Below are 24,248 nucleotides of genomic sequence, written 5' to 3'. Positions count from 1 at the left end.
ATCAGGAGGTCTGCGCATGGGATTGCAGTTGATCGAGGTGGCTTGCCATTTTTCGCGGCGTGTCGAGCCGCGGCAGTCTGGAAATCGGCACCGATATGCCGAATTCCTTGCGGATACGGGCGAGGAGCCGGACGCCCGACAGCGACGTGCCGCCCAGCTGGTAGAATTCGCTGCCCGGCTCGATTGCGTTGGTTCGCAATATATCGGACCAGATGTCGACAATCTTCGCTTCGAGTTCGGTTGACGGCGCGCGCGCGGCTTCGCTGGCCGGGTCGGGCGTGTCCGCTATCACCGTCCGGGCAAGCAAGGCGCGATCGACCTTGCCGTTGCCGGTCAACGCCAGGCGATCCAGCCAGACGAACTGCCGCGGCACCATATAGCTGGGCAGAGCTGCTTCCAGCGCGGCAATCAATGGGCATTCCGCCACCGCGGTCCCGTCATCGGCATCGACCAGACAGGCGACGAGGCGAGGGCCATCGGGCGTGCTGCAACCCACCACGGCGGCCGCCGCGATCCCCGGCTGACGGACCAAGATCGCCTCGATCTCCGCCGGGTCGATGCGATACCCGTTGAGCTTGATCTGGAAATCGACGCGGCCAAGAATTTCGATGTTGCCGTCGGGTCGATAGCGAGCGCTGTCGCCGGTGCGATAGAGCCGTTCGCCCAGCGGCTCATGGTCGAAAAAGGCCGCGGCGGTCAGTTCGGGGTCGCCCAGATAGCCTTTGGCGACCCCTTCGCCGGCGGCATGGAGTTCGCCGGGCACCCAATCGGGGCATTCGCGGCGCTGCGCATCAAGAATATAGGCGCGGTTGTTGGCGTTCGGCTTGCCGTAGGGAATGGGTCCGTCGATCGCAGCGGGATCGTCGATCGGGTAGAGAATGTTCCACACGGTCGTCTCGGTCGGGCCGCCCAGGCTGACGATCCGCACATCGGGCCCCAATGCGGCGATCTGCCCCGGCAGCGTCGTCGGAATGCGATCCCCGCTCATCATCACGAGCCGCAATGTCGGCGGCAGCGCGCGGCCGGACGCGGCCGCCTCGTCGACCAGCAACCCCACGATCGCCGGCACCGAATTCCATACGGTGACGCCCGCCCGCGTCGCGAGGTCGAGCCAATGGCCGGGATCGGTTGCGCGCGCCGCCTCGGGAATGACGAGCGCCGCACCGGCCGAGAGCGCTCCGAATATATCGAAAACGGACAAATCGAAGCTGCAACTGCTGACCGCGAAGAAACGGTCCGTCGCGCAAATATCAAAGCGGCTTGTCTTATCGGCGACCAGATTGATCAGGTTGCGCCGTGTGACCATCACGCCCTTTGGAATGCCGGTCGAGCCCGAGGTGTAGAGGACATAGGCTAGATCGACTTGCGACGAGTCGGTGGGAGCGAACTCGTCGGGCCGCGTTTCTGCTTCGCCATGCTGCGCCTGCTCCAGAAAGGCGTCATCGACGATCAGGCTCGCCGCGCCGTCGCGGCTCTCCACTGCAGCGGCATCCTGCACCAGCGAGCACCGGATCGACCCGTTCGACAACAGCGCTTCGCGCCGGGCCTCTGGAAGCCCCGCCTCGATCGGCACATAGGCGGCGCCGGCGAGGCAGGTGCCGAGGATCGAGACGATCTGTTCCCACCCCTTGTGCATCACGATGCCGACCAGATCGTCGCGGCCGATCCCATTGCCCTTCAGCCAGCGCGCCACCGCGCAGGCTCCGGCGCACAACTCGCCGTAGCTGAGGCGCTTGGTGCCGCAATCGATCGCCACCGAGTCGGGCGCTGCCGCCGCATGGTGCAGAAAGCGGGCATAGGGCTGTTCAGGGGGGATGGCGGTGGCGGTGTCATTGGCTGCCCGGCGCCGGACAAGCTGGTCCGGCGGCAAAAGTTCTTGATCGATCCGTCCCCACGCCGCGTCGCCCTCTGCCAGCGCGACGAGAAGCCGCTCATAGCTCCCCGTCAGAGCGGCAATCAGCCCGTCGGGGAAGAGCGCGTCCACCGAATCCATCTGGATTAGGAGCGCGCCGTCGCTCTCCGATGCGAAGGCATTCAGCCACACCTGCGGTGTCTGGCTGACCGAATAGACTTCGCGCCCCCAGGCGCTGATCGCCGAACCGTCCGGAATGGCGCCTATCGTGCTGTTAAAGGTGAACGGCATCGGCGCCGCCTGCCCAGTGCCGGCGCGCTGGCCGATTTCGCGCATGACGTCGAGGCCGGAGAATTGGCGATGGTCCAGCCCCTCGCGCAACCTCGCCTGAATTAGGGTAGCGCGCTCCGCAAAATCGGCGCGGACATCGATCTCGACCGGCAACAGCATGCAATCGGTGAAATTGCCGATGACGCGGTCGATGTCGGGATGGATCGGCAAGCGGTTCGCCAAGGTGACGTTGAGCGTGAAGCGCTCGCCAGCACCCCATAGCGACAACACCTCGGCATAGGCTGCGGCGAGCACGGCCGTCGGTGTGAGCGCCCCGCGGACCGCCTGCGCCTTGAGCGCCGACCAGCGCTCCGGTTCGATCCGAAATTCGTGGCGCACCGAAACCGGCGCCTTCATCGTCGCGGGGTTGCCGGACAGCGGCAGCTGCGGATGCGGTGGAATGGCGTCCAGCCGGCTCAGCCAGTAATCGCGCGCGCGCCGATATTCCGGGGCAGCCTGCGCAGCTGCGAGCGCGCGAACATAATCGAAAAACGACACCTGCAATGCGTTGCACACTCCTGGATCATCCGGCGTCTCATAGGCGCGGCGCCAATCCTCGAAGAACAGGAAGGCGCTGCTGCCATCGATGATCAGCCCGTCATGGCTGACATGAAGGATCATGTCGGCGTCACTGAAGATGGTCAGCCGCACGTCGATGAGCGGGGCATCGTTGGCGGGCAGCACCTGCTGCGCCATTTCGGCCCGCGTCCGGTCCCGCGCTTCTAGCTGGGCGGCGCGCGGAAGCTCGCGCAGATCCGCCACGGCGATTTGCACCGGCGACGCCTCCGCGGCACCAACCTCGACCTGCGTCGCATCGTCTTCGAAGCGGGTGCGCAGCATCCCGTGCCGCGCGACGACCGCGGAAAAGGCCGCTTCGAGCCGGGCGGCATCGAACACGCCTTCGATCTCGCGGTAGACATGCGAGGACACGCCGCCCATCGCAAAATGATCCTGCCGGCCATAATAATAGCTTGCCTGCATCGGGGTCAGCGCGATGCCCCCGCTGTCATCCGCCGCCGCGCTCCGCAAATGCTCGATCAGTTCGGATTTGGCGCCCCGGATCAGCCCAACGAGCGCCGGGTCGATCGCCGACCGCGGTCCCTCCAGCCGCAGGTTGGAGCCGCTCCGCAACAGGACAAGGCCGCGCTCGGCGACCGTTTTCAGAATGCTTTCGGCATTCATATCGTGATTCCCTCCTCCTGACGCGATGCGTTTCGCGCGGCGACGACGGCAAAGAGCGCGTCGATCGTCGCGGCTTCCAATATGTCGCCGATCGAAAGCTCGACGCCGCATTCGGTTTGCAGCCTGTGTTGGAGCGTGATCGCGCCGAGCGAGGTGAGGCCAAGATCGGCGGGCGCCTTCGATCCGATGGGCACGTCAGGCGCGAGGTTCAGGATCGCGCGGAGCATCGCATCCGGACCCGATCGCGGCAGGGTGAGCGATGCCGCCTCCGGAACGGCGAAGAAACATGCGCCCGCAAGCCTGATTTCGGTGCCGGGCGGCAGCAAGCTGACCCCGTCCGCCCAATGCGCCGCGACCCCGTCGGCGCCGATCGCTTCCGCCAGCCTGCCCGCGAAGCGCGGTATGACGGGGGCGGCGCATTGCGCGAGCAGCCGCGCGGCGGCCAGTTCGAGCGCGATGACGGTGCGCCATTCGTCATGGGCATCGCGATCGCCCGACAGGCAGCGGTGCGTCGCCGCGAACCGGATCGCATCCTCGACCAGCCCATTGAGTTCGCGCATCACGCCGTTGAGCGAAAAGCCGTCGGCGCCATAATGGATCGTGATCGCGTCCAGCCTTGCCTGCAACCGCGCGAGAAAGGCGCTCTGGATCGGCGACCACACCCCGGCATCGGGGGCGTAGCCGCCGAACTGCGATGCGATACGCTCCCCCAGATCGTTCAGCCAGCTTTGCCACTGCCCGACCAATGTTCGGGAGATCGCGGCCTGACAGCTTTCCAGTTCGAAATTGGTCCGCTCGGTTTCGCCGCGCGTCAGGGCGAGATAATAGCGCACCGCATCGACCGTTTCGGGCGACAATATGTCCTTGCCCCAGATCGCGTGCCGCCGACTGGTTGAAAATTTCTCGCCGCCGAGCAGGTAGAATTCGTTGACATTATATTCGATGTCGCACGCCCAATCGGGGTGGGCGAGCGCGTAGAGCACCGGATACAGGATCGTGTGATAGAAGCTGTTATCGTAACCGAAGAAATGGACGATTTTCCAGTCGCGCTGGGGCGCATCCGCCGACCAGTCGCGCCCGTGGCGGCGCCCCAGCTCGGCAATCCCGTGCAGGAAGCCATAGGCCATTTCGGGCCAGACCCAGATGACCTGCCGCCCTTCGACCGACTCCAGCGGCGGCACGCCCCATTCGGCAGGGTGGGTAACCGGCAAATGAAAGTCCTTGCGCGCAAAGACACGTCGCGCAAGTTCTTGAAGCCGCGGCGAAACCTTGCCGATGCGGTGATGCGCCAGCACGGTTTCGCGGAAATCGTGCAGCGGCAGCGAGAAGCGATCGGCCGTTCCGCGCGCGGGTTCGGTCCCGGAAATCCTCGACTTTGCCTCGACCATATCGACGCAAAGATTGGGCTCGCCGCATTCTTCGCAGATGTTGCCGCCGGCAGGCGCCGAGCAGCTCGGGCATAGCCCGCCGACATCGACCTCGTAGAGATATTGGCCGGTGCCGGCATCGAACAGCGCCGCATCCTTTCGCCGCTGCACCCCGCCCGAGCGAACCAGGCGCGAGAAGAAATCCTGCAGCCCCGCGCGGTACGTCGGGTCCGTGCCGGTCACAGTGAACTGGTCGACGATGATGTCCATGAGCGCCAGCGTCGCGCGTATCTCCGCGGCATAATGCGCGGCAACCTGCGCGGGATCGCTGTTTTCCTGGCGGGCGCGGGCGACCACATAGCTTTGGAAATCGTCGCTCCCCGTCAGGTGATAGGCCTGGGCCCCGTTCATGCGCTGGAATCGAACGAAGACGTCGGCGCCGAGATAGGGTCCGGAGAGATGGCCCAGATGCAGGTCGCCGTTCGGCGTCGGCGGCGTGGAAAAGACGAAGACCGGCCGATCGGCAAAGCGTTGCTTGCCGCTGCTCCTGCTTTTACCCGCTTCGGCCGCCCGCGCCGGATCGCGGCCGAAAAGGTCCAGAAACTCCAGCGGCTCGCGCCCCCGGTTGCGCAGCATGTGCGTTTCAAAGGGCTCGAACACCGCCACCGAGCCCGGGCCGACCCGATAAACGACGTTATCGACGATCAGCTCGCCGACCCCCTTGAGGATGACAAAGGCCTCGGCTTCGTCATGCTGGTGCGGCGTTGTCGCGGTCCCCGGCAGCACGCGACCAAAGCTTGCGGCACCGCCGGGGCCCGCCAGGCTGCTGATCGGGGCCATCTCGATGCCGAACGCCGCCGAGTAGACGCTTTCATCCAGAGTGATGATTTTCATCGCGCGCGTGCTCCTGGGGCAGGGGGGCAATCATCGAGCAGCGCCACCGTTTCGGCGGCGATGGCGGGCGCCAGACGGTAGCCCGATCCATTGGCCGCGCCGGCGAAGACGATCCGCCCGCTTGCGCCAAGCGCGGTGACAATCGGTTCGCGCGACGGGCTGTAAGCGTCGCAGAATAGGCGGCCGGACTGCAATCGCCCGGCCAGCTCGGGTGCGTAGCGCCGAAGCACTGCCCGCGCCTCGTCGAGATTGCGCCGATCGATACCCCGCGGCGGTGCGTCGGGATCGACGTCCCAGTCGGGGCACGTATAGCTGAAAAGCCAATGGCCGCGATGCCGCAGCGGCAGCAGGAACGCGTCTTCCTCCGGGAACAGGACTGCGACATCCGCCGCGTCGACCGCCGCGTCCAGATGACAGGCAACGACCTTTTTCACGCGGACGCCCAGCGGCGCAGTCAGCGCACGCCACGCTGGTGCATTCACCCATGGGCCCGGTGCCAGAACCACTTTGTCCGCCCGCAATGTCTCGCCGGTGGAGAGCAGCAGAACGACGGCTCCGCTCTCCTCGCGAACAGCCGTGACGGCGACGCCCTCGAGCAGCGAGATCGCGTTCCGGACATCGCGGACTAGGCGCGCTGCAAAGGCCTCGACATCGCAATAGTGACAGGCGGGGACCGACCAGACGGAAGCACCCGGCGGTTGGGCTATTGCTGCCTGGCGGCCGGTCGGAGCCGTTTCGATCGGTCCCGCATGGACAAAATTACCCCACGCCGCCGGTGCGGCTGCGCCGAATGCGACTGCGTCCAGTGCCACTGGATAGATTGGCAGGCTCGGATCGCCGGCTGCGAGCGCTTGATAATAACTTTCGCTCATCGCGGCCATGGCGCGCGTGCGTTCAGTTCGGCCAGCCGCAAAATGCAGCCCGGCGGACCGCCGCGATGCACCCGATCCGACCAAGTCGCGATCGACCGCGATGATCTCCGTTTCCGGCCGCGCGGCCAGAATCTCCCGGATGATGACGGCGCCGATAATCCCCGCGCCCACGACGACGACCCGTTCGCGCATCCGCTCTCTCACACCGCGCGATGCCGACGCTCGGTCCAGGCGTCGATCGGCTGCCAGGTAACGAAGGATCGCTTGTGGGCGGCGCGATTACCGCTGGCCCCTTTCAGCATCGCGTCGATCACGCACTGGCTGCGCCAGGCGATCAGGCTGAGATTGGGCTCCGCCAGTCCGCGTTGCTGCCGCGCGGCATTCAGCATGAAAATGCGGCGATCGGCCGGACCGTCCCAGACCGCCGCGAAATTGGCGTCGATCCGAACTTCGGTGCCTTCATATTCAAGGCGTGGCACAATTGGATCGAGGAACGGCATCGAGTGGCTGCGAAAGCCGGTCGCCCAAATGACAATGTCCGCAATGACGGGCTTTTCCTCCAACCCCGTCGCATCATGCGCAACCGACAGTCCCCACTGCTGGCCGTCCGCCCATATCTGCTCGACCGTTCGGCCGGGCATCAGGACGGGCATGTCGCCGCAATTCTCGATGAAGCGGAGCGTGTAGAGCCGTTGATAAATGTCGCGGATCGTCTTTTCGGAGATTCCGTCGCTCGCCAGAATGTTTCGGCCGAGAAACGCCCTTTTGAATTCGGCGTGTTGTCCAAAGAAGTAATCGGAAAAGCAGGGCATGAAATAGTCGTTGACGAAGGGGGAGTCGTCCATCGGCAGGAAATTCTCGCGGCGCGAAATCCAGATGACCTGCCGAGGCCGCAAGTCGTTTTCGCAGGAGATGCTGTCCAGAAAGGCTTCGGCGCCGGACTGCCCGCCGCCGACGATAACGACCCGCTTGCCCTTGAGCGACTTGGCCTTGGTGCCATAATCGCTGATGTGGAACTGCGTCGGCCCCAGATGCTTTCGCGCGAAATCGGGAATATGCGCCTCGGTCCCGACGCCGATGGCGATATTCTCGGCAAGGATACGGCGTCGTTGGGTCTCCACCACGAAATGCCCGTCGAAACGGACCTCGGTGACTTCTTCTCCAAAATGGACATTTTCATTCAGGTCGCTCGCCCATTTGAGATAGTTGCGAAACTCTCGCCGCGGAACCGCATCGAATTGGGCATTCAGAAAGTGATGAATCTTTCCCTCGGCAACGAGGTAGGAAATGAAGGAAAAGGGATTTGTCGGATCTGACAGCGTCACCAGATCCTTGAACAAGGCGACCTGAAGCGTCGCTCCAGGGAAATACATCCCGTCATGCCACGCAAATTCGGGCTTTCGATCGAAAAAAGCGCAGGACACGCCTCTATAGGGATAGAGCAGCGAGGCGAGACTGAGGTTGGACGGCCCGATGCCGATACCGACGCACTGATGGATCATGGGCCTCCCTCGATGGTAAGGGCAAAATCGCCTTATGAACTCGGCATTCGACGAACAACGCGCACCGGACAAACGGACCTGAAACCGGCGAGCCGTCATCTTCTTTTGACCACGGATCTCAGGGATATTGGGCGCGTCGTAGAAACGATCGGAACCTCAAATCTCTGATTCTTTGGCGTAATCCTCGTTCGTGCCATCCTGCACGCGACGAGCCACCCAGATGGCACAATATGAAAGTCATGCAAATCATCGGCACGGACGTTTCTGGTCCGAAACAGATGAATCGCGATTTGCGTGCTCGATCCCGAAGAGATAAAAAATATCAATTCATTATTTTACCTTGGAAATTGCATCGCAAAATAGATCGCTATATTTCCGAAGGTGCATTTTCGGTGGATCGACATGTTTGATGACTCAAAAATGAAGGTCGTTGTCAATCATGAAGAGCAATATTCAATTTGGCCATTTGATCGGGAAATTCCGCTCGGGTGGAATGATTCAGGCAAAGCCGGATCGAAAGCGGAGTGTCTGGCCTATATCGAGGAAATATGGGTCGACATGCGTCCGTTGAGTCTCAGGAAATATATGGATGAATTAAACGCTGAACCGAAAAAGAATAAAAGAAGAAAATCGGCGCAATAATATAACTAAGATATTTCGGCCAATAAAATGAAATATTCAGGGTTCGTCACTGCATCCGAGCGCAAAGGAGTTTCTTATGAAGCAGCCAAGCCAAAGCAACCCGGACGAACCCGTGTACTCGGATCAAGAAAGGGCGTCTGTGCCCCTGTATCGGGCGCTGCAGTTGATGCACGAACGATATTTTCGCGATGTGGCCGACGCCTGTGCGGATTCGCAAAGCTGGTATCTCAGCGTGCAGACCGAATTCGAACGCGGGATCGAAAAAGCCTATCAGAGCCAGCAACCCGAGTTGTTCCGCGCCGCGCAGGACGAGTATCAACAGAAGATGCAGTCGCTTTACAGCGATCCGACGCTGCCGCAACAATATGCCGATGCGTATGACAGGTACAAGGCGGAGGTAAAACGCCTGCTCACCGAACATGACATGAGCGACCTGGGCTTTATGGATATGCGTTATCTGGGTCAAAGCTTGCTGTCGGTTTCGGCGACCGCAATGAACTTCACGCCGCCGAGCTCCGATGCCGCGGCCGCCAGTGATCCCTTCACGCCCCCAAGCGGAGCCGCCTGAACACGATCGACGCGCGGACGATGGCGGGGAGCTCGGCATGTCGCACATGGATGCTGTATTTACGGGAACGCCGGGCCTTTTGGCGGCCTTCATCGCCGCCGAGCGATTGTCGCGTTCGCAGCGTATCGGCGTCGTGGCTCCATCGGGGGTTTACCAGCGCTTTCAGTCGCTGGTGCGGCGCATTTCGCTCGGCCGCGACCTTGGGGGCGCGGCCGCACAGATGGAGCGCTTGTGCTCGCTGGATAACGCCGCCGGCGCGGAGGCGTGGCATTTTTCGCCGAGCGGCCGCGGATCCATTTCCGTACCACCGCCTGACGCCCGTCGTATGGCACCGATCGGCGCGCTGAATCTGGTGACCACCCCCTATTGCGGTGGTGAGCGCTGGCGCTGGATTCTGCCGCGGGGCGAGCCGGTTGCCGACGACAATCCGGGCATGATCGATCTTCCGGTGGCGAGGTCGTTTCGCACGACGCTCACGCTCGATGCCGCGCCTTGCGACGACATCGCGCAAGAAGGCATCCTCCATTTCCTGTCCACGCTCTTCGATCTCAAGACCGAGATCGAAGAGAGGGCTGACGATCTGTTCGAATATCGCGGGCTTCGCTGCCCGATTTCGCCGACCGCCCGGGTGAATCTGATCCGGACGGAGCAAGCGGCGGCGATCATCATGGCGATTGCCGATCGAACCGAGGCGGGGGACTTTGTCGTCGCGGGACCGGAGAACCTGTCGGGCGAGGAATTTCTCGAGCGGGTAGGGGATATTTACGGCGTAAGCCTGCTGCCGTTGGACGGCAAGGCGCTGTTTTCCCGGCAGCCAAGTGCCATCGACGCGCTGTTCGATCGGCGGTTGATGAATTTTGCCGAACATCTGGGCCAGCCGGACCGCGAAGCGATCGAACATGCTTACGCCGCTGCCGGCATGTCTTCGACCGGGTTCAGATTGGCGCCGGTCCAGTTCGACGCGTTGGTCGAACGGACATGCAAGGCGCAGCAGTCGGACTATAACGCACGCAATTGCGATGCGTCTAAGCCGCTGGAGATCCGCAAGGCGAACACTGGTGGCTGGGAATTGTCCTATAGTGCTACCGGCGACGGCGAGGTGGTGGTGCTCCTAAATGCCCTCGGCCAGGGTCCGAAGCCCTTGTCGCGCCTGACGGCTCATCTGGGTCCGCGCTTTCGGGTTCTGAGCTGGGAGCCCCGCGGGCTCGGGGACTCGGAAGCTGAGCTCTCGCTGCTCGACCATGTTGCCGATCTGGCGGCGATCGTCGAACAGGAATCGCCCGCGGGCGTCCATCTGGTCGCGTGGTGCACGGCGCCCAAAATCGCGGCCGAATTCGCGCTGCGCTACCCCGACAGGGTGCGATCGATGACGTTTCTGAATATGCAGGTGAAGAGCCTCGATACCCCGCCCGGTTTCGACACACCCTATGAAACTGATTTCGAAGCCCTTTTCAGCGACCTTCAACAACGGCCATCGACGGCGTCGTGGATAGCCACCTCCCTAACCTCCCAGGGAACCGAGGCCGGGCTGGATCTGATAACAGAAGCCGACGGCGACGAGGCGGAGGCCATTCTCGCCGCGATGAACGGCGATCTGCGGATGCCGGTTCTGCGGCCGTTTCGCGACGCAAACTCGACAATCAGATTTGCGCGCCAGATGACCGATTTTTGGAATTATGACGTTAACGACATCGCGGACCAGATTGACGTCCCGATCCTGATCTTCGCATCGGAGTACGACCGTATTGCGGCGCCTGAAGCGTCGAAATGGGCACATGAATTATTTGCTCGTGCTCGCCTGCTCCAAGCTCCGGGAGCAACGCATTATTTCCTCTATGATCGGGCGGACGTCGTCGCGCGCATGATCGAATGGTTTGTTTCCGGCGACGATATGCCCGAACCTGGCGATGGCCATATGACTGCCGCAAAACTGAGCGTTTTAGCCGATACGGCCGGATCGCACCGAGTCGCCGACAGATGAATATGGTGGGCGAGGACCGGGTCTCGTCCGATCTTGCTGCGCGCCTTGCGGCCCTGTCTCCCGAGAAGCGCGCATTGCTGGAACGCCAGCTTCGAGCCGCGACGCCGATCGCGGTTGCTCAACCAACCGAACGCCCTGCGGATGTTCGCCGTTTCGGCCTTTCGGTCGCGCAGCAGCGCGTGTGGTTTCTCGAACAACTGGAAGCCGGACACTCGCTCTATAATCTTTCAATGACCAGGCACTTCAGCGAGCCGGTCGATCCTCGGAAGATTGAGGAGGCGATAAACGAGATTATTCGCCGCCATGACAGTCTCAGAGCGACTTTCCCGCTCGAGGAAGGCGGTCCGGTTCAGGAAATCAGATCCGATTTGACGGTGAGTGTGGAGGTCACCGACCTCGAAGCTGTCACCGCCGAAAGGCGCGAAGCCGAAGCGCGCGGGTGTGCCCTTGCCGTCGCCTGCGCCCCCTTTGATCTTCAGCGCGGCCCCCTCATCAGCGCCCATCTGTTGCGCCTCAATCCCGACGAGTATGAGTTGATAGTGACGATGCACCAGATCGTCTCGGACAAATGGTCGCTGGGCGTGCTCGCCCGCGAGTTCAACGCGATTTATGACGCCTTATGCCGCGGAAGCGCGCACTCTCTGCCGCCGCTGACAACGACGTACGGCGATTTCATAGTGCGGCAACAGGCGTGTCTGCGGGACGATGTTCGGGAGAAACTGACAAATTACTGGACCCGCAAGCTGGAGAGCGCGGCGCCGCTGCTCAATCTTCCGACCGATTATCCGCGACCGCGGTCGCAAACCTTCCAGAGCCGCTCGCTTGTTCGACAATATCCCCGCAGCGCGGCCGACGCGCTCTATAAGCTGGCGGAACAACAGGACGCGACACCCTTTATGGCCCTGCTGGGGCTCTTCGCCGTCCTGCTTCACCGGTTCAGCGGTATTCCAGACATTCTTATGGGAGCGCCGGTCCATAACAGGGAACAGCCTGAGGAGGCTCGCCTCATAGGATTATTCGCCGACACGCTGGTCCTGCGGACCGACCTTTCCGGAAATCCATCATTTCGTGAAGTGCTGGAACGGGTTCGAGATACGACCAATGATGCGTATGGGTATCAAAATTTACCATTGAAAACCATTCTTGAAAATTTGAACCTGGAACGGGATTTTAGCTATAATCCTTTGTTTCAGATATATTTTTCATTTGATGATATCAATTCGTCGTCACTGAACGGCACGGAATTTTCCTTCTTCGATAAGGAAACTTCCGAGTTCGATATTTCCGTGAACATTGTTCAAAACGAGGAAATTATCTCTTTAGATGCCGAATTCAGCACGGAAATTTTCTCTAAAGAAACAATAGACTCATTGGTTGATGCCTACAGGTTGCTGATCGAGACCGCAGCATCATTTCCCGATCTGCCGATCGACAGGCTCTCGCTCGTATCAAGTCCAGGCCGCAAGCTTTTGATAGACGCATCGGCCACTTCGGGCTCCATGCCTCGCGCATCGACGCTGCACACACTTTTCGAGCTTCAGGCACAGGCGACGCCCGGCGCGCCGGCTCTCCAATTCGGCGATGAAATCTATCGTTATGACGCTGTCAATGCGAATGCCAACAAGTTGGCGCACGCTCTTTGCGCGTTCGGGATCGGCCCGGAGATGGTCGTCGGCCTGTGCATGGACAAGTCTCCCGACTGGGTGGTTTCCGTGCTGGCCGTGTTGAAGACCGGCGCGGCGTTCCTTCCGCTTGACCCGTCCTACCCGGCAGAGCGCATCGCTTTCATGCTGGCCGATGCGAATGTGGGAATCATTTTGACCCACGACTCCTTGGGCAGTCGGCTGTCTGCCTTCGCCGGCACGATCTGGTACTTGGATCGTGAGTGGCCGCGGATCGGGGAGCTTCCGCCGCAGCCGCCGCAAATCGCGGTCTCTCCCGACAGTCTCGCCTATATCATCTACACCTCGGGTTCGACAGGATGGCCCAAGGGCGTGATGGTGCCGCATCGCTGCGCTTGCAACACGATGCAAACGATCGTCGATGCGCTGCATTTGCCCGTGGGCTCCCGCATACTCCAGTTCGGTTCGCTGAGCTTCGATATTTCGATTTACGACCTGATGATGGCATTTGGTTGCGGCGGCACCTTATGCCTGGCGCCGGTCGATGCCTTGGTACCCGGGAAACCTCTGGCGACTACGCTGCGCGAATTGCGGATAAATGCCGTGGCGCTCCCCCCGTCCGCCCTGAGTGCCGTTCCGACGACGGATTTGCCGGATCTGCATGTGATCATGGCCGGCGGCGAAGCGCTGTCCGCCGAAGTGGCGGCGCGCTGGTCGAATTCCAGTCGCCGCGTCATCAACGGCTACGGACCGACCGAAGCGACAATCTGGTCGACTTGCCACCCATGTTCGGGAACCGAGGCCATACCCCCGATTGGCCGCGCGGTGTCGCGAACCCAGGCGTATGTCCTCGACCGTCTTGGCGAACCGCTTCCGTGCGGCTTTCCAGGTGAACTCTATGTCGGCGGCGCCGGCGTCGCGCGCGGATACAGGAACCGTGCCGGTCTCACAGCCGAGCATTATATTCCCGATCCCTTCTCCGGCGAGCCCGGCAGTCGGCTGTACCGGACCGGTGATCGCGTGGTGATGCAATCCGACGGCAATATTGGGTTCCTTGGCCGAATGGATAACCAGATCAAATTGAACGGCTATCGGATCGAGTTGCAGGAAATCGAGTCAACCCTGACGCGGCATCCCCAAGTCGCTGAGGCCGCGGTCGTTATCCAGCGATCGTATCGCGAGGAATCGCAGCTCGCGGCTTTTTGTGCGGTCAACGGCGGAGCGGCGACCATCCGCCAGGATTTACTCCTATATCTTCGTCGATATCTTCCAAAATATATGGTCCCGGCGGTCATCACAATTTTGGACCGACTCCCTTGCGGCGCGAGCGGCAAAATCGACCGTCGAAAATTGTCGGAGTGGACCGAAGCGGAAACCGATGGACCAAGGGAAATCGCGCCCGCCGCCGACCCTGAGGAAAAGGTCGCGCAGATATTTGCCGAGATATTGAGCATCGATCAGGTCGGTTCGAATGACAGCTTTTTCGAACTTGGGGGGCACTCGCTCCTGGCCATCCGCGCGATCGATCGCGTGAACGCGGCGTTCGGCGTGTCGCTGACGATCCGGGACCTGTTCGAAAATCCGGTAGTTGCCGATCTCGTCCGCGCAGTGGCGCTCGCAAAGCCGGGGCGCAACCACACAATAAACGGATCTGACCCTGGGCTCAATGGTCGGGATTTTCGCAACATGTGAGGGAAAAATTGTCCACGATCTCTAAGATGGCTGCCAAACGGCCCGGTTCCATATTCCCTTTGGCGAAGGACGGCGAGGGGCGCGTTTGCCCTTTGTCCTTTGCGCAATCCCGGTTGTGGATTCTCGACCGGTTTCAGCCGGGTAATCCGGCGTATAATATTGCGACATCGGTGCCGCTGTACGGCCGCGTCGATGAGCGGATTCTCGAGCGAACCATCAATGAGATCGTGCGGCGGCACGAAGCCTTGCGGACGACTTTCGAGGTGATCGACGGGCAACCCGCGCAGGTCGTCAAGGCGTCCCTGAAACTTCCACTCAACAAGGTGGATCTGCGGTCGCGATCGGGAGTGGCTCGCGAAGAGGATGTCGAGCGTTTCATCTATGCAGAAAGCCGGCGGCCGTTCGATCTCAGAACAGGCCCATTACTGAATGCTTCGCTGGTGCGGCTTAATTCCAGCCAAAGCTTTTTGATGCTGGTGATGCATCACATCGTCTCCGATGGGTGGTCGATGTCGGTGCTCAATCGCGAACTGACCGCCATATATATGGCATTTCTGAACGGGCGCCCCTCGCCATTGCCGGAATTGGCGGTCCAATATCCCGACTTCGCGGTGTGGCAGGCCGATTGGTTTCGCGGAGAGCTGTTGCAAAAGCAGCTCGGCTACTGGCGCAATCAGCTCAGCGATCTGCGCCCCGTGCTCGATTTGCCCACCGATCGTCGCAGGCCGCCCGTGCAGACCAGCAACGGGTCGGTGCGCGGATTTACGCTGGACGAGAAACTTTGCGAAGCGCTCAAGGCGCTCGGCAACGCCAACCGCGCGTCGCTGTTCATGACGCTGCTCGCCGCATTTAAGCTGTTGCTCCACCGTCTGAGCGGAGAAACCGACATCGCCGTCGGATCGCCCATCGCCAACCGGACCCGATCGGAACTGGAAGGGTTGATTGGCTTCTTCGTCAACACGCTGGTATTGCGGACCGACCTTTCGGGCGATCCCAGCTTTGTCGAGTTGCTCGTGCGCGAGCGTGACGTGGCGCTCGACGCCTATGGCAATCAGGACATGCCGTTCGAGAAGCTGGTCGACGAGCTTCAGCTCAACCGCGACCTCAGCCACAATCCATTTTTCCAGATTCTGTTCGGCGTTCAAAATATCGGGACAATCGATCGCAGCGCGGCGCCTATCCAGCCGCTGGGCTCCCAGATCCTGGCCGGTTCGGTCGGCAATGGGACCGCCAAGTTCGATTTGACGATGTCCGTGGTCGACACCGGAGCGGGCGCGCAGGGTTTTCTTGAATATAATACCGATCTTTTCGACGCCTCGACCGTCGAAACCATGATCGAACGCTACATTGCATTACTGCACCATATCGTCGCGAATCCCGACGAAAGGCTTTCCCGCCTTTCCATATGGATCGCCGACGAGGCGCCCCCGGTCGCGGATTCAATCGACGATCCCCAAGCGGCGGCGGTGCCGGAAGACGCGCTGGGAGCGCTCGTCGCGGCCCATGCGGCCCGATCACCGACCGCGCTCGCCACGATCGAGGCAAAGGGAGGGCTGACCTATCTTGAGCTGAACCAGTGGGCGAACCGGGTCGCGCGCACATCGTTTCTGGGGCAACTGAGCGCGGGCAGCACCGTAGCGGTCGCGTCCGCGCCGGAATCGAAATGGCTCGCGGTCGTACTGGGAATTCTGAAGGCGGGGCTGGTATGGGCTCCGATCGACCCTGCCGACATCCTGGCAACCGATGGAACCCCGCTGAAATCGGATCGGGCCGAGCGCATCCTGTCGGCGCTTAGGCCGGCATTGGTCATCGCAGACGAGGCGGCCGAACCCTGCTTCCGGAACGCGGGAGCGAAAGTCGTCCGGTTCGCGGAGCTTTGGGCCGACGCGGAAGCGCAAAAGGACGATGAACTCGAAGTCTGCATAACGCCCGACTTGCCTGCCGTGGCGCTGGTCCGGGCCGACGGCGCCGCGGAGGCAACCGCTGTATACCTTAGCCACGCGATGCTTGCCGGGACCGCACGTGACCCTGTCCTGCACCTGTTACCAGAGGATCGGGTCGCGCAACTTTCCCACATCGGCTCCGATTGCGCCCGATACGAAATCTTCGGTGCGCTGGTCGCCGGAGCGGCAATTATGTTCGTGCCGCCCGAACTGTCGTTTCGCTCGCGGCGATTTGCCGCCCTGCTGCAGGAAGCGTCCGTTACCGTCATGTCGCTCGCTTTGGCGGACCTGGAAAGGCTCGCCCGGGAATTTCCGCGATCGCTGCGAAGCGTTCGGCTTGTGCTTTCTGCCGAACGTCAGCTGGATTGGGCCGAGGTTCAGGATGCGCTCGCACCGGAGATAATCGAACGGGTCGTCATGGTGTCGGGCGATCCGGGTGCGGGTGGGTTCTATTTGATGCAGCCGCTGGCGCGTCTTGAACCGGATGCCGCGGTCGTTCCCCTCGGCATCCCTGTCGCGAACGTGCAGATCGGCCTTTTGGGAGGCGACCTTGAACCCGTTCCGGGACGCGTGCCCGGCAGTCTTTATGTGCAAAACCCCGATCTTCCCGACCTTGAGCCGGGGTATCGAACGGATGATTTTGCTCGGCTCGAAGACGGGAAATTTGTCCTCCATGGGGGCATGAACGACGCGCTGATCGAGCGACAGCTGAAGATTTACTACGCCGAGATCGAGGCTGTTCTTTGCGCCCATCCGGCGGTGGAGGCGGCCGCCGTTACGGCAAGAATCCGCCAGGGATTGGCTGACCGGGGGTTGGCCGCATATCTTAAGCTGTCGCAGGACGTCCCCATATCCGAACTGCGGAGTTACTTCGCCGAGCGGCTGCCGGTGCCGCTGGTGCCCTCGACGTTCGAACCGGGACGAACTATTCCTTATGAGCGCAACGGCGGTATCAATCGTCGTGCGCTGGCCGAACTTGTCGCCCGGCTCGATGCCCCGTTATCGGGAGGCGGAGAATATCTCGCGCCGCGCGACGATCTTGAGGTCCATCTGACGCAGATATGGATGGATGTCCTCCACACGGACCTGGTTGGCATCCGCGACAATTTCTTTCGGCTCGGTGGACATTCGCTGATCGCCACGCAAATCGTCGCCCGGATTAGCGATACGTTGCAGGTGGAGATACCTCTCCAGCACCTGTTCGAGGCCCCGACGATCGAACAGTTGGCGGCGCTTATCAAGCCATTGGTCGGCGCGAGTCCGCAACTCCAGGTCGCCACGATCCCCCGCATCGACCGGGATCGGCCGATCCCGCTCTCCTTTGCGCAGCAGCGCCTATGGTTCCTGGACCAGTTCGATCCGGATAGCGCGGTTTACAACATCGCACTGCCCGTGCACTTCGCAGCGCCCGTCAAAGCGGTTATGCTGGAAGGCGCCCTCAACGACCTTATCGCGCGCCACGAAACGCTGCGAACAACCTTTGCCACGGTTGATGGCAACCCCGTACAGGTGATCTCTCCCTCGCTGCAAATCAAGATGCCGATCCACGACCTTCGCAAGATGTCGGAGAAGAATAAGAAGGCGGAATTACAACGCTTGATCACAAAGCAGACGCAGATGCCATTCGATCTTAAAGATGGACCGGTTCTGAGAGGCGAACTCATAATATTGCACGATAATAATAATCTGCTTCTCGTTACGATTCATCATATCGCCGCCGATGGCTGGTCGATGGATATAATTTCCCGCGAGCTTGTCGAATTTTACGAGGCTCGTCGCAATGGGAGGTCGCCATCGTTGCCGGACCTCCCGATCCAATATGCCGACTTTGCCTGCTGGCAGCGCCGCTATCTGTCCGGCCCGATGCTGCAGCGCGACGCCAAATATTGGAAGGACAAGCTCGCTGGTATGCCTCCGCTGCTCGACCTGCCAGCGGATCGGCCGCGGCCCGCGATGCAGTCGTTCACCGGGGGCATGTATATGTTCACTATGCCCCCATCAATTCTGAAGAGCGTCAAGGATTTCTCCGAGCAGGAGCAGGTGACTCTTTTTTCGGCATTGCTGTCCGTGTTCTATATTCTTCTCTATCGATATACCGGCCGGGAAGACCTGGTGGTGGGCTCTCCGATTGCCAACAGAGTGCGCCCTGAGCTCGAAGGCTTGATCGGTTTTATTACGAATACGCTCGTGCTTCGTACCCAGTTTTCGGCGGATTTTACTTTTCGCAAGCTGGTTTCCGAGGTGCGCAACGTTACGATGGAAGCCTTTACGTATCAGGGGATTCCGTTCGAAAAATTGGTCGAGGAAATCCAGCCGGACAGGAACCTCTCCTACAATCCGCTCTTCCAGGTCATGTTCGCGTTGCAGAATACCGGCCGCCCCGCGGACGTCGGCGGCGCTAGCGACGACGATGTGCCGACGCTTAGCGCCGGCGTGTCCAAATTCGATCTTACGATGTTCTTGTCGGAAACAGCGAGCGACCTTCGTGCCGGAATAGAATATAATTCCGACCTGTTCGATCTGTCGACGGTCGAGCGCCTTGCAGGGCATTATAGCGCGTTGCTCGCGGCCGCGATGGACGAACCCGATCGTCCGATATGGTCGCTGCCGATGCTGCTGCCGACCGAAACGAAGGCGCTTGCGGACTGGAACGACACCGAAGACACCGCCCAGGCCGAGATGTGCCATCGTCTGTTCGAGAGGCAGGCGGCGCTGTCGCTGGATGCGGTCGCGCTAGTCGCGGGCGATGAAAAGATCACGTACGCGCAGCTTAATTCGCGCGCCAATATTCTCGCGCGCCGTCTGATCGCGCATGGCGTCGTGCCGGGGTCCCGCGTGGCGATTTGCATCGAACGCGGGGTGGACATGATCGTCGCCCTTATCGCCACGCTGAAGGCCGGGGCGGCCTATGTTCCCATAGACCCGGCTTACCCCAAAGAGCGCATCGCCTTCATGGCGGCGGACGCGCGCGTCGCGCTCGTGCTGACGCAAAGCGCGCGGAGCAGCGAATTGTCGGAAATGGGCGCCGCGCTCCTCGCCATCGATCACCCTGGGTCCGGCAACTTCGCCGACGAGAATCCGGACGTGCCCGTTGCGCCCGGCAGCCCCGCCTATGTCATCTACACGTCGGGATCGACCGGCAAACCGAAGGGCGTCGCGATGTCGCACGGTCCGCTCGCGTCGCTGATCCGCTGGCAAATCGCCCGATCGGCCCTGCCGATTGCCGCGCCGACCTTGCAATTCGCCTCGTTGAGCTTCGACGTCTCGTTTCAGGAAATCTTCGCGACCCTAGGCGCCGGCGGAACGCTCGTCCTGATAACGGAGGACCAGCGCCGCGATCCGTTCGCGCTGTGGGACTTGTTATGCAAAGAAAAAGTGCGGCGGCTGTTCTTGCCTTATGTCGCGCTCCAGCAGCTGGCCGAGCACGCCCGGCATGCCGCGGCCCTTCCGGATTCGTTGACGGAGTTTGTGACGGCCGGCGAGCAGTTGCAGATCACGCCGCAGATTGCCGAAATGATGACGCGGCTCGGCGCGAAATTGTGCAACCAATATGGGCCTACCGAATCGCATGTCGTCACCGAACTCGAGTTGACCGGCGCGGCGAACGGCTGGCCGATCCGCCCGTCGATCGGCCGAGCGCTTCCCAATACGGCGATCCAGATCCTCGACCCGCATGGACAGCTTTGCCCGATCGGGATTCCAGGGGAGCTTTGTATCGGGGGTTCTGCGCTGGCCAACGGCTATCTGGAAAGACCCGCGCTGACGGCCGAGCGTTTCATCCCCGATGCGCAAAGCGTTAAAGGGGAACGACTGTATCGCACAGGCGACCGCGCGCGCTTTATGGCGAACGGAGAGATTGAGTTCCTGGGCCGGACGGACCAGCAAGTTAAAATTCGCGGCTTTCGTGTCGAACTTGGTGAGATCGAAGTCGCCCTGCGAACGCACCCGTCGGTTCAGGAAACCGTCGTCGTGGCCCGCGAAAGCCGCGGGGAGCTTCGTCTCGTCGGCTATATTCAGGCCGATCCGGAATCGCCCGTGTCGCCGGACGACCTCCGGGCGCACCTTCGGGCCATTTTGCCCGAACATATGATCCCGGCGACATATGTCGTCATGGAATCGCTGCCGCTTACACCAAGCGGCAAGCTGAGCCGCAGCAATTTGCCCGATCCCAACGAGGCAACGTCGCGTTCGATCACCGGTGCCGTTCCGAGAACCCCGGTCGAAATTGCGCTGGCGCGCCTGTGGAGCGAAATCCTCGAGGTTGAGAGCGTTGGCGTTCAGGACAATTTCTTTGAACTGGGGGGACACTCCTTGTTGGCCACGCGCGTGGTTTCGCGGATCAGGGACGATTTTGGAGTCGACCTGCCCGTCCGCCTTATGTTCGATAACCCGACGGTCGAAGCGCTGGCGCTGGCAATCGTCGAATCGATGCTCGAAAAGCGCGGTGACGATCAGATCGCGCGCCTGCTCGCCGATATCGAGCAAATGCCGGACGAGGCTGCCCACAGCCTGACGCGATAACGCCCTCCCTGAGCCGGGGTAGGGAGAACAGGGGGAGTGTCGGACGGTTGGACGGCTTTGATATGCTAACCGCTTGCCCCGAAACGACACCCCGACCGCGCGTGGTTTTCCTCTATTGCGCCGAAATACCGTCGCTCTCTCCTTCGATGATCGGCCGTTTGAGCGCGAAGCTGAACCATCATGAACAGCGCCGCGCGGCTGGTTTCGCCTTCGAAAAGGATCGGGCCATTTTTGTCGTCGCCCACGCGCTGCTTCGACACGCACTGGCCCCGATGCTGGACGGCGACACCATTTGTTTTCGCGCCAACGCCTACGGCAAGCCCGAACTCGACCTCGATCATGAGCATGGCATCCATTTCAACCTTTCCCATACCCGCGGGATGGCGGTTTGCGCCATTTGCCGCGGTCACCCCGTCGGGGTGGATGTCGAAGCGATCGATCGCAGCGTCGATGTCGAATGGTTGGCTGAGCGACATTTTGCCCCTCAGGAATATCAGCTGATCCTTGAAGCGCCATTACAGCAGCGTGTGGAGATATTCTTCCGCCTCTGGACCCTGAAGGAAGCCATGCTGAAGGCGGTGGGCACCGGACTCGCGACGCCGTTGCAAGAGTTCGCTTTCACTTTGGAGCCCGAAACATCGAAAATGCAGTTGGCGCGGGCAAAGACGGCGTCGGAGTGGCAGGTTCATGAATATGTGCCGACAGCCGATCATCGTCTGGCGCTTGCCGTCCATCGGCCATCCGCGGACACCCTCAGGGTCGTAAGCCGGCACATTTCGCCAGAAGAACTGGGATGATTGGCACCGGTTGCAGGGTTGGCTTGCTAATCGTGAGCATTGAGGTGCGGCGGGAACGCGTGGCAGGCCTGCGATCCCTTGGTTGGTATTTTATTCACGCACGTGTGAGTGAACATTGACAGCAAGCAAAGTCGCTTGCATAAACACCCCCGAGACGGCGCCGATAATGTCGTCCAGGAGGGAGAGCTATTATGAAGGCACAGCTGCTCGTGTCCGCCTCGGCGGTCGCCATGTTCATGCAACCCGTTTCCGTCCAGGCCCAATCGACCGATGTCGCGCCGTCCGCTGACGAAGAGGTGCGAAACAGGGAAGACATCATCGTTACCGCCACGCGCCGTACCGAACGGTTGCAGGATGTTCCGCTCAGCGTGACGGCGTTCGGTCAAGAAGATCTCGACGATCTGGGCATTGTGGGCTTTGAAGGTATCGCGCAGAATACCCCCGGCATCGTCGTCAACCGGCCCACCCAGAACTTCAACAATTTCACAGCCCGCGGCATCAACACCAATGGCTATTCGGCTGGGTTGCAAAGCGCCGTCGCCATCTATGTCGACGAACTGCCGATCTCGGCGAACGGCAATTCGACGATCCTCGACCCCAATCTATATGACGTCGAGCGTGTCGAGTTTCTGCGCGGGCCGCAGGGGACGCTGTTCGGGTCGAACTCGCTCGCCGGTGCGATGCGCATCATCACCAAAAGCCCCGACCTCGACGATTTCGAGGCGTCGGCGAGCGTCGACCTGGGGCTGACCGGCTCAGATGCCCTGCGCCAGCGCTACAACGGGATGGTCAACGTCCCGCTGATGAAGGATGAGATCGGGCTGCGCGTCACGGGCTATTATCGTAATGAGGACGGCTGGGTCGACAATATCGGCACCGGCGTCGAGGATTCGAACAGCCTCGAAGCCTATGGCGGCCGCGCGATCCTGCTCCTCCAGCCGACCGACCGGATGAAGGTGAAACTGCTCGCTTCCTATGAAAACAGCAAGCCCGCGGACTCGGCGCTGACCAATCCGCTGCTCGGCAAATTCGTCCGGCGCTCTGACCGGCCGGACCTGTTCCAGGGCAAGCTCACCAACTACAACATCACGGTCAACTACGAGTTCGATTTTGCCGAGCTTATCAGTTCAACGACATTGTCGGACTATGATGCATCCTTCTATGTCGATCTTGCAGGAACCTTTGCGCAGGCCTTTCCCTTCGCGCTCGATGCCTATGGGTTCGACGATCTGTTCGTGCAGGAAACCCGGCTGGTGTCGCGTCACGACGGCCCGTTCGAATGGGTCGCGGGCTTTTTCTATTACGACAAGCGCCGGACCGTCGATTTCGACTATCGCTCGTCGCAGGAATTCCTCGACGCGCGCGGTCTGACGGGCCTGCCCGACGAATATTATCAGCGCTTCAACGCCTACACCGACCAGACTGAAATCGCGGGCTTCGGCGAGGCGACCTTCCGTTTCAGCGAAAGTTTCTGGGTCACCGGCGGCCTGCGCTATGGCAGCACCGAAGTGCAAAGCTTCACGCGGGGCGGCGGGTATAACAGCAATTATCTGACGGCGGCGCTGTTCGGCCTGTCGAACATCCCGCTGACAATCACCCCGATCAACTATGCCGAAGGATTGAAGGTCAAGGACGACCGGCTGTCGTGGAAGGGCAGCGTGTCGTGGAAACCGACCGACAGCCTGACCACCTATGCGACGGTCTCGACCGGATTCCGCACGCCGGTGGTCAACGCGCGCGCGGGGCTGGTCAGTGCGATCAATCCCAACGACATCGTCATTCCGGACGGCGCGAAATCGGACAGCGTCACCAACTATGAAATCGGCCTCAAGGGGCGCTGGCTGGGCGGCGACCTGACCGCCAATATCGCCGCCTATTATATCGACTGGAAAGATATTCAGGTTCAGGCGAACCGCGTGTCGGATTCGATCCAGTTCGCAACGAACATCGGTGGCGCCGAAAGCTATGGGCTTGAATATGAGATTATCGCGCGGCCGGTGCAGGGGCTCAGCCTCTCGCTGAACGGGTCCTTCAACCGCGCGAAGGTGACCGACCTCACGGCGGTCGAAGCGGCCATTTCGGGGGCCGAGATCGGAACGCGGCTGGCCTCGCCGAAATTCCAGGGATCGGGCACGCTGCGGTATGATTTCGGGATCGGCGGCGGCGACACGGCCTATGCAGCGGTCAATGTGTCGCACGCCGGGTCGTTCCCGAACCAGTTCCCGAATGTGCCGGGCAATCCCAATGCGAACAGCCCAACCTATGATTTCACTGAGGCGTGGACCAATGTGAACCTGTATGCCGGGGCAAAGCTGGGGGCGATTGATCTCGGCGCCTATGTCGAAAATCTCCTCGACGATAAATCGATCACCTATGTCCATCCCGAAGCATTCCTTGAGGCGCGCTATGCCCGGCTGCGTCCGCGCACGATCGGCGTCCGCGCCAATTATCGCTTCTGATGCGCGGCCTGACGGAAAGGGCAG

The 24,248-nt window shown here is 61.2% G+C and carries 11 protein-coding genes; 7 read left to right on the top strand and 4 right to left on the bottom strand.

The features are described from left to right. Window position 1: 1 nt before the first annotated feature. The 4 genes from VSX77_RS03430 to VSX77_RS03415 are packed head-to-tail and all read right to left on the bottom strand — an operon-like array spanning window position 2 to window position 7,999. The gene (locus VSX77_RS03430) at window positions 2-3,364 is read right to left on the bottom strand and encodes an amino acid adenylation domain-containing protein (protein WP_338426268.1); all 3,363 of its coding nucleotides are present in this window, start codon (window positions 3,362-3,364) and stop codon (window positions 2-4) included. Beyond that, a complete protein-coding gene (locus VSX77_RS03425; protein WP_338426267.1) occupies window positions 3,361-5,625 on the bottom strand; it encodes a class I tRNA ligase family protein in 2,265 nt (754 codons plus the stop codon). Before VSX77_RS03425 ends, VSX77_RS03430 begins: the two co-directional genes overlap by 4 nt. Further along, on the bottom strand, window positions 5,622-6,689 hold the full coding sequence (locus VSX77_RS03420) for an NAD(P)/FAD-dependent oxidoreductase (RefSeq protein WP_338426266.1): 1,068 nt from the start codon (window positions 6,687-6,689) through the stop codon (window positions 5,622-5,624). The genes VSX77_RS03425 and VSX77_RS03420 overlap by 4 nt, the downstream gene beginning before the upstream one ends. 8 nt (window positions 6,690-6,697) lie before the next feature. Then, window positions 6,698-7,999 (bottom strand): lysine N(6)-hydroxylase/L-ornithine N(5)-oxygenase family protein, encoded by a 1,302-nt coding sequence (locus tag VSX77_RS03415; RefSeq protein WP_338426265.1) that lies wholly within the window; start codon window positions 7,997-7,999, stop codon window positions 6,698-6,700. A 420-nt stretch (window positions 8,000-8,419) separates the two neighbouring features. On the opposite strand from VSX77_RS03415, the gene VSX77_RS03410 reads away from it, so the two are divergent. From VSX77_RS03410 to VSX77_RS03380, 7 genes are all read left to right on the top strand, one after another. After that, window positions 8,420-8,641: an MbtH family protein gene (locus tag VSX77_RS03410; protein ID WP_338426264.1), complete on the top strand. Its 222-nt coding sequence runs from the start codon at window positions 8,420-8,422 to the stop codon at window positions 8,639-8,641. Window positions 8,642-8,717: 76 nt separating this feature from the next. Next, window positions 8,718-9,209, top strand: a complete 492-nt coding sequence (locus tag VSX77_RS03405; RefSeq protein WP_338426263.1) for a hypothetical protein — start codon at window positions 8,718-8,720, stop codon at window positions 9,207-9,209. Window positions 9,210-9,288: 79 nt separating this feature from the next. Continuing rightward, the gene (locus tag VSX77_RS03400; protein ID WP_338426262.1) at window positions 9,289-11,190 is read left to right on the top strand and encodes an alpha/beta fold hydrolase; all 1,902 of its coding nucleotides are present in this window, start codon (window positions 9,289-9,291) and stop codon (window positions 11,188-11,190) included. Further along, on the top strand, window positions 11,187-14,504 hold the full coding sequence (locus VSX77_RS03395) for a non-ribosomal peptide synthetase (protein WP_338426261.1): 3,318 nt from the start codon (window positions 11,187-11,189) through the stop codon (window positions 14,502-14,504). The genes VSX77_RS03400 and VSX77_RS03395 overlap by 4 nt, the downstream gene beginning before the upstream one ends. A 26-nt stretch (window positions 14,505-14,530) precedes the next feature. Then, window positions 14,531-20,968, top strand: a complete 6,438-nt coding sequence (locus VSX77_RS03390; RefSeq protein WP_338426260.1) for an amino acid adenylation domain-containing protein — start codon at window positions 14,531-14,533, stop codon at window positions 20,966-20,968. A 101-nt stretch (window positions 20,969-21,069) separates the two neighbouring features. After that, window positions 21,070-21,765 (top strand): 4'-phosphopantetheinyl transferase family protein, encoded by a 696-nt coding sequence (locus tag VSX77_RS03385; protein ID WP_338426259.1) that lies wholly within the window; start codon window positions 21,070-21,072, stop codon window positions 21,763-21,765. A gap of 191 nt (window positions 21,766-21,956) precedes the next feature. Further along, on the top strand, window positions 21,957-24,224 hold the full coding sequence (locus VSX77_RS03380; protein ID WP_338426258.1) for a TonB-dependent receptor: 2,268 nt from the start codon (window positions 21,957-21,959) through the stop codon (window positions 24,222-24,224). The last annotated feature ends 24 nt before the right edge of the window (window positions 24,225-24,248 follow it).

The sequence above is a fragment of the Sphingopyxis sp. TUF1 genome (assembly GCF_036687315.1).
Classification (GTDB): domain Bacteria; phylum Pseudomonadota; class Alphaproteobacteria; order Sphingomonadales; family Sphingomonadaceae; genus Sphingopyxis; species Sphingopyxis kveilinensis.
This window is presented reverse-complemented; position numbering and strand designations above follow the sequence as displayed.

Coding starts and splice junctions, on each gene's coding strand:
- VSX77_RS03430 (WP_338426268.1), bottom strand. CDS start 3,364: ATGAATGCCGAAAGCATTCTGAAAACGGTCGCCGAGCGCGGCCTTGTC.
- VSX77_RS03425 (WP_338426267.1), bottom strand. CDS start 5,625: ATGAAAATCATCACTCTGGATGAAAGCGTCTACTCGGCGGCGTTCGGC.
- VSX77_RS03420 (WP_338426266.1), bottom strand. CDS start 6,689: ATGCGCGAACGGGTCGTCGTCGTGGGCGCGGGGATTATCGGCGCCGTC.
- VSX77_RS03415 (WP_338426265.1), bottom strand. CDS start 7,999: ATGATCCATCAGTGCGTCGGTATCGGCATCGGGCCGTCCAACCTCAGT.
- VSX77_RS03410 (WP_338426264.1), top strand. CDS start 8,420: ATGAAGGTCGTTGTCAATCATGAAGAGCAATATTCAATTTGGCCATTT.
- VSX77_RS03405 (WP_338426263.1), top strand. CDS start 8,718: ATGAAGCAGCCAAGCCAAAGCAACCCGGACGAACCCGTGTACTCGGAT.
- VSX77_RS03395 (WP_338426261.1), top strand. CDS start 11,187: ATGAATATGGTGGGCGAGGACCGGGTCTCGTCCGATCTTGCTGCGCGC.
- VSX77_RS03390 (WP_338426260.1), top strand. CDS start 14,531: ATGGCTGCCAAACGGCCCGGTTCCATATTCCCTTTGGCGAAGGACGGC.
- VSX77_RS03380 (WP_338426258.1), top strand. CDS start 21,957: ATGAAGGCACAGCTGCTCGTGTCCGCCTCGGCGGTCGCCATGTTCATG.